We start from the raw sequence: 6,409 nt of genomic DNA on the forward strand, positions 1-6,409 counted from the left end.
CGCGATCCCCTCGATGCCCGCCTCGGCGATGACGTTGGAAACGCTGTAGCTCATCCCGAGGTTGGCGCTCACGGTGCGGTTGAACTGACCACCGAAGACGGAGAAGACATCCGTCGTCGCGCCGCCGATGTCAACGGCGAGGACATTGAGGCTCTCCATCTCTGCGGCAATCTTCACCATTTCGCCGACGGCTGCAGGGGTGGCCATGACGGGCGCGTTGGTCCAACCGAGGAGTTTGTCATAGCCGGGGGCTTGGGCCATAACGTGTTCGAGGAACAACTGGTGGATCGCCTCGCGAGCGGGTTCGAGGTTCTCGCGTTCGAGGACGGGGCGCAGGTTCTCGACGAAGGCGAGGTTGGCGGCGCCGCCGATAATCTGGGCGACGTCGTCGCGCGCCTCGGTGTTGCCGGCGTATATCACGGGCAACTGGAAATCGCGCCCGAGGCGCGGCTTGGGGGCGGCGGCGTGGAGGATCTCGGCGGTGTCGAGGAGATGGCTGGTGGTACCGCCCTCGGTGCCGCCGGACATGAGGATCATGTCCGGGCGCAGATTGCGGATGCGCTCGATCTTCTCGTGATCCTCGCGGCCGTCGTCCACGGCGAGCACGTCAATGACGATCGCGCCGGCGCCGAGAGCAGCCCGCTGGGCGCTCTCGGCGGTCATGTTCTTGACGACGCCGGTGACGAGCATCTGCAGGCCGCCGCCGGCACTGCTGGTGGAGACGTACAGATCGGCGCCGCCCTTTCCTGCGCCGATATTGAGCCCCCCGTCGGAGACGAACGCGCCGCCAGCGAGTTCCTCCAACTCACTCGCGGCGTTGAGCACGCCAACCGTCACGTCGTCAAAGGGGGCCTCGACGGTGGTCGGCGCCTCGCCGCGGGCGATGAGGCGGAACTCCGCCCCCTGGCGCCGGATAAGGATCGCCTTGGTGGTCGTGCTCCCGCAGTCGGTGGCCAGAATTGTGTCCACGAAATCGCCTACTCCAGGACCGCGAAAAGCGAGGGAAGTCAGGCCTGCATGGCATGGTGATGTTAACACACGTGTTGCGCGCCGGTCAAACGCGAGGCGCAGGGGAACCTTCGCGCCGCGCCGAACACCTCTATGGGTGTCGCGTTGCGGCGCGCGGCGGGCGATCGCCGGTTCGCCGACGGGGGGCTGCCGGAGGCCTGGGGGGCGACGCGACTGCGACAGCTTCGTTAGAGGAGGGTGAGGATTGATGGGGACGAACGCGAAGATCGCGATACTGATCGCCGACGGGCTGGGCGATCGCCCTTGCCCGGAGCTTGACGGAGAGACGCCGCTGGAGGCCACCGACAAGCCGAGTCTTGACGGCATAGCCCTGCGCGGCGAGTGCGGTATCATGGATCCCATCGGGCCGGGGATTTGCGCCGGCAGCGATACATCGCATCTGGCGCTGCTCGGATACGATCCTCACCTGACCTACACAGGCCGCGGCCCATTCGAGGCGGCAGGTATCGGCATGGACGTCAGGGGAGGGGACATTTGCTTCCGCTGCAACTTCGCTACGGTGGACGACGGGTTCGTCGTGCGCGATCGGCGCGCCGGGCGCATTGACGCCGGTACCGACGAGCTGGCGCAGGCGCTGAACGGGATGGAGATCGAAGGCGTCACGATCATCTTCAAGGAATCGGTGGAGCACCGCGCGGCGCTCATCCTGCGCGGCGAGGGTCTGGGGCACGCGGTGTCGGACACCGATCCGCACGAGGTCGGCGCGAAGGTATGGGAGGCGAAAGGCGAAGACGCGGCGAGCGAGAAGACCGCGCGCGTGGTGAACGAGTTCGTACAACGGTCGTACAAAGTCCTGAGGGATCATCCGGTCAATCAGCAGCGCCGGGAGCAGGGCAAGCTGCCCGCGAATATCGCGCTGCCGCGGGGGGCGGGCATTGCGCCGCACCTCGAACCGTTCGAGCATCGCCATAAGCTGAGCGGCGCGTGTGTCGTGGAAGTCGGCCTGATCAAGGGACTGGGGCGGTACCTCGGGATGGACGTCCTCGATGTCGAGGGCGCGACCGGCGGCTATGACACGGATGAACTGGCGCTGGCGGGTGCGGCGGTGGCCGCGCTGGCGATCCACGATCTGGTGCTGTGCAATCTCAAGACACCTGACCTGGCAGGTCATGACGGCGACGCGAGACGCAAGATCGAGGCGGTGAAGAAGTTCGATCGCCTGGTCGGCTATGTGGAAGACGCGCTCGGCGAGGACGCCTACATCGTGATCACCGGCGATCACTCGACACCGGTGTCGGTGAAGGATCACTCGGGCGATCCGCTGCCGATCGCGATGGTCGGGCCGGGGGTGCGCGTGGACGGCGTTAGCGAGTTTGGGGAGCGCGCGGCGGCGGCGGGCGGGCTATCGCGGATCCGGGGCGCGGACCTGATGCCGATACTGACGAACCTGGTTGCGGTGCAGGAGAAATTCGGCGCGTGACGCAAGGTCGGGGCGGCGGCGTTTGCCGCGTTCCGGCGCATGGGCTATAATTGAGGAAGCTTGGCGATTCGAGAATCAGCCGAGCATCGTGCGCCACGGGGTGCGGGGGCGCAGTTATGCAGTCTGCCGGCCTTGCGGTAGGACACGAACCCCGTGACCGCAGCAGCAGCGATACGATATGGCACGCGATGAAGAACTAGACGAGCGAATACGCCGCTTCGAGGAGATGCAGCGGGAGGACGAGGCGCGGCGCTATCGCGATCGCGACGTGCAGGCAACCACGGCATACCTGCGCATCAGGTTAGGCGATTCGCACGTCGAAAACGGCAACCCGCGGCGCGCCATCGCGGAATACAGGCGCGCGCTGAAGTTGGACGGCAACAACGCGTTGTGCCGCATGCGCCTGGCCGACACGTACGTCCTGATCGAAGCGATTGATCAGGCGATGAAGGAATACCGCAAGGTGGTGCGCGTCGCGCCGGAGTACGCTGAGGCCCACGCGAGCCTGGGCGACCTCTACCGGCGCTACGGGATGATGGACGAGGCGCTGCTGAGATACCGCGAAGCGGCGCGGTTGAACGGCGGGCGCGCCTTCTACCACTACAAGCTGGCCGACATGTGTTGGGCGCTCGGAATGCACGGGGAAGCGCTGTCGGAGCTGCGGCGTGCCGTGGATCTCGAGTCGGATCAGGCCTTCTATCGGTTCCGGCTGGCGGAGCTTCTGCTAGAGCGCGGAACGGTGAGCGAAGCCGTCGCGCAATTGGAGCACGCGGTGGCGTTGGCGCCGTACGATGACTACTACTATGCTCGTCTCGCCTCGGCGCTCGTCGCGCTCGGGGATCCGTTCCGCGCGATCATCGCGTACCGCCGGGCGATCGAGCGGGCGCCGCGGAATCGCTCCTATCCGATGCTGCTGGCGGACGCGTACTTCCTGGCCGGGCTGGACGATGACGCGGAAACGTGCCGACGGGTCGCAGGGGATCTCGACGGCTACGAGTGGGAGTTCGTCCGCCGCCGCCGCGTGGAATACCGCCCCCGGCTCACCGCCGGGTAAGGGAGACCGCATGTTCACTCGCCGCCTGCCGATCGGCCCCATTGAGACCAACGCCTACATCATTGCTCACGAAGCCAGCCGCGAGGCGATCGTCATAGATCCCGGCGGCCCGCCCGCACCGATCCTCAAGATCCTCAAGGACCAGGACTTCGAGCTTCAGGCGATAGTCAACACGCACGGCCACGGCGACCACATGGCGGGCGATCTGCTGCTCAAGCAGGCGACCGGCGCGCCGGTGTGGGTGCACGAGGCGGATGCCGCCATGCTCACCGACCCGCACGCGAACCTGTTGGCGTGGTCGGGGTTCGACGTCGAGACGGCGCCCGCGGACCGCACACTGCGGGAGGGTGACGTCATCACCATCGGCGAGGGGCATGCCGACGAGATCAAGTTACACGTGGCGCACACGCCGGGGCACACGCCGGGAGGGATGTCGTTAATCGGCGACGGCGTCGTGTTCAGCGGCGATTGTCTATTCGCCGGCGGCATCGGGCGCACCGACTTGCCCGGCGGGTCGGAGTATCAACTCCTGACGAGCATCCGCGACAAGTTGCTGAGTTTGCCGGACGAGACGATCGTCTATCCCGGCCACGGTCCGGAGACGACGATCGGCGAAGAGCGCCGGCGCAACCCGTTCCTGCGGGAGCTGTAGGCCGCGGGAAGCCAGTTGCGCGGCGAACGCCGAGGATAGCTACAGGCTATCTCGCCAAGAGATGACACGAAGGGGCACGGCAATGCCGTGCCCCTTTCCCGTCCGTGACCATCCGCGTTCATCCGCGGCCAAACAACTCCCTTACACGTACTTCGGTTTGATCGGCTTGCCGGCCTTGGAGGCCTTCTCGGCGCCTTCGATGAGCTGAATGACGCGGCGGCCTTCCTCAGGCTTGACAGCCAGTTCCTTGCCGCGGAGCAGGTGGTCGGCGATGTTCTGGTAGTACGCCTCCCAATTGGAGGGTTGGTGCTTGACCTCCATCTCCGCACGCATGCCCTGGACGTCGGTGACGACGAGGAAATGTCCGTCGCGGCGGCCATCGGTGATGCCGCCCTTGGTGCCGAGGATGCGCCATCGGTTCTTGCCGACGGAGGCGATGCTCGAAAGCTGCAGGTTGGCGACCGCGCCGTTGGCGAAGCGGACGATACCCTCGACCTGATCCTCGTTGCTGACGCCCTTCCACACCAAGTCGTCGAAGAAGTATCCCATGATGGTGTCCATCTTGGACGGCACGAGGTTGAGCACCCAGTCCACGAAGTGGGCGCCCCAATCGTAGAAGGCGCCGCCGGAGATGCGCTTGTCCGAGCGCCACCACTTGCCGGGGCGGCCGTAGCCGCCGCCGTAGGCCTCGATGTGGAAGACGTCGCCGATGAGGCCGCGGCCGATGATGTCGCGCAGGGTCTTGAAGTCGCCGTCCCAGCGGCGATTGTGAAAGACGGAGAGCATGACCTTGCTGGCCTTGGCTGCCGCAATCATGCGGTCGGCCTCGGCGACGGTGATGCACATCGGCTTCTCGACGACGACGTGCTTGCCCGCCGTGGCGCACTGAACCGCGAGGGGGGCGTGGGTGTTGTGTGGCGTGACGATGGAAACGAGGTCGAGGTCGGACTTGCGGAGCATCGTGGTGACGCTGGTGTAGGTCTCGACCCCGGGAAAGTCCTTGTCGGCGTCCTTGAGGCGGCTTGCGTCAACGTCGCACACGGCGACGGGCTCGAGGCCGGGCGTCTCGGCGATCCACCGCGCGTGATTGCGCCCCATGCTGAAGGCGGCGCCGTAGCCGATCACCGCGCATCGTATGACGCTCTTCTTCGGTCGCGATTTTGCTCTGCGTGCAGTTGCGGATTTCCTGGGCATTCATGAGCCTCCTTGAACGCGCGATGCGCGCGCTGTAGCCGGATCTCATTGAGAGCGGCGTCCGAGACCGGCGTGAACCACCCGCATGGCGGGTCTCAGCGTATTACGAGACGGACCGCGGTTTTCCTTCAGGGATGTGCGGTGGGCGGCAACACACGGGCGCGGCTTGCGGTTCTTCCGGTGCCGGCAATGTGTTGTCGCGATGAATTGGGATGCCCGGGCGGCCGCGGAGGGCCCCCCCTACCAATTCGGTGCCGACACCAACGCTCGAGGTCCACACCCGCGCACACGGAGCCAATTGACCATCCCATGCCCCGATGATATACTCAACCTGATGGCGGCCTGCTGGTCGTCGGTCCGGGCCCGTAGCTCAGTGGCAGAGCTCCCGGCTCATAACCGGTTGGTCGCAGGTTCGAATCCTGCCGGGCCCACCAGCCTTCGCCAAGGCTATGGCTGGCAAGCCACCTGCCTTCCTGCGGCTTCGGCCGCCGGGCCACCCGCCTCCGTCCGCGACAGCGTCTTTCCCCCAGAGTAGGGTGTCCCCGTGCCCGGTACTCCTATTGCCGTGCGCGTTGTCGCCCGTGGAGGTGCTGCGCGGGTCCTCGCCGTAATAGGCGCACTGGAGGAAGCCCCAATGGCATCGGCATTGCTGGAGGACAGAATACATGGCTGTCTGCTCGGCGCCGCGCTCGGCGCGGAATTCGGTTTTGCGCGGCGCGTCAGACCCGAGAGATTCGCGCTTGGACAACCGAAAGACATCCTGCACCTGGCCCTCGAGCCCGTCGGGGAGTACGAGGAGCAGCACGGCCGGGTTGACGCTCGCCCCGTGACTCCATTCATCAACCTCGGCGTGCAGGCGTACGTGGCAAAGGGCGCGCGCGCGACGCCCGAGGATTTCGCGGCCGCGCTTAGGGACGACGCGGACATCGCGGGGCCAGTGTTCGCGTGGGACGGGATCCACAGCATCCAAGAGATGCTCAGGGAAGGGATGCACCCGCGCATCAGCGGCCTGGGCGCGGCGCCGTGCGGGCTGATCGCCGCGGCAATGCCGGCAGTCGGA

General features: G+C 66.3%; 6 protein-coding genes and 1 tRNA gene. 5 read left to right on the forward strand and 2 right to left on the reverse strand.

Annotated elements, in window-relative coordinates:
- Window positions 1-1,335 (reverse strand): glutamate mutase L (locus JSV65_16985; GenBank protein ID UCH34209.1); only part of this gene is annotated, 1,335 nt, incomplete at its 3' end.
- Between JSV65_16985 and JSV65_16990 the strand changes: the two genes are divergently transcribed.
- From JSV65_16990 to JSV65_17000, 3 genes are all read left to right on the forward strand, one after another.
- On the forward strand, window positions 1,217-2,449 hold the full coding sequence (locus JSV65_16990) for a 2,3-bisphosphoglycerate-independent phosphoglycerate mutase (GenBank protein UCH34210.1): 1,233 nt from the start codon (window positions 1,217-1,219) through the stop codon (window positions 2,447-2,449). The two genes, JSV65_16985 and JSV65_16990, sit on opposite strands and share 119 nt — an antisense overlap.
- Window positions 2,450-2,627: 178 nt before the next feature.
- A complete protein-coding gene (locus JSV65_16995; GenBank protein UCH34211.1) occupies window positions 2,628-3,503 on the forward strand; it encodes a tetratricopeptide repeat protein in 876 nt (291 codons plus the stop codon).
- Between the two features lie 10 nt (window positions 3,504-3,513).
- Window positions 3,514-4,155, forward strand: a complete 642-nt coding sequence (locus JSV65_17000) for an MBL fold metallo-hydrolase (GenBank protein UCH34212.1) — start codon at window positions 3,514-3,516, stop codon at window positions 4,153-4,155.
- Window positions 4,156-4,296: 141 nt separating this feature from the next.
- Here JSV65_17000 and JSV65_17005 read toward each other — a convergent pair whose 3' ends face one another.
- Complete coding sequence (locus JSV65_17005) at window positions 4,297-5,349, reverse strand: Gfo/Idh/MocA family oxidoreductase (GenBank protein ID UCH34213.1); 1,053 nt, start codon at window positions 5,347-5,349, stop codon at window positions 4,297-4,299.
- Window positions 5,350-5,708: 359 nt separating this feature from the next.
- Between JSV65_17005 and JSV65_17010 the strand changes: the two genes are divergently transcribed.
- A tRNA-Ile gene (locus tag JSV65_17010) sits at window positions 5,709-5,783 on the forward strand.
- 200 nt (window positions 5,784-5,983) lie between these two features.
- Window positions 5,984-6,409: hypothetical protein (locus JSV65_17015; protein UCH34214.1), on the forward strand; the 426-nt coding region annotated here is incomplete at its 3' end.

It is taken from the genome of Armatimonadota bacterium, from assembly GCA_020354555.1.
In the GTDB taxonomy this organism is placed as follows: Bacteria; Armatimonadota; Hebobacteria.

Coding starts and splice junctions, on each gene's coding strand:
- JSV65_16990 (UCH34210.1), top strand. CDS start 1,217: ATGGGGACGAACGCGAAGATCGCGATACTGATCGCCGACGGGCTGGGC.
- JSV65_16995 (UCH34211.1), top strand. CDS start 2,628: ATGGCACGCGATGAAGAACTAGACGAGCGAATACGCCGCTTCGAGGAG.
- JSV65_17000 (UCH34212.1), top strand. CDS start 3,514: ATGTTCACTCGCCGCCTGCCGATCGGCCCCATTGAGACCAACGCCTAC.
- JSV65_17005 (UCH34213.1), bottom strand. CDS start 5,349: ATGCCCAGGAAATCCGCAACTGCACGCAGAGCAAAATCGCGACCGAAG.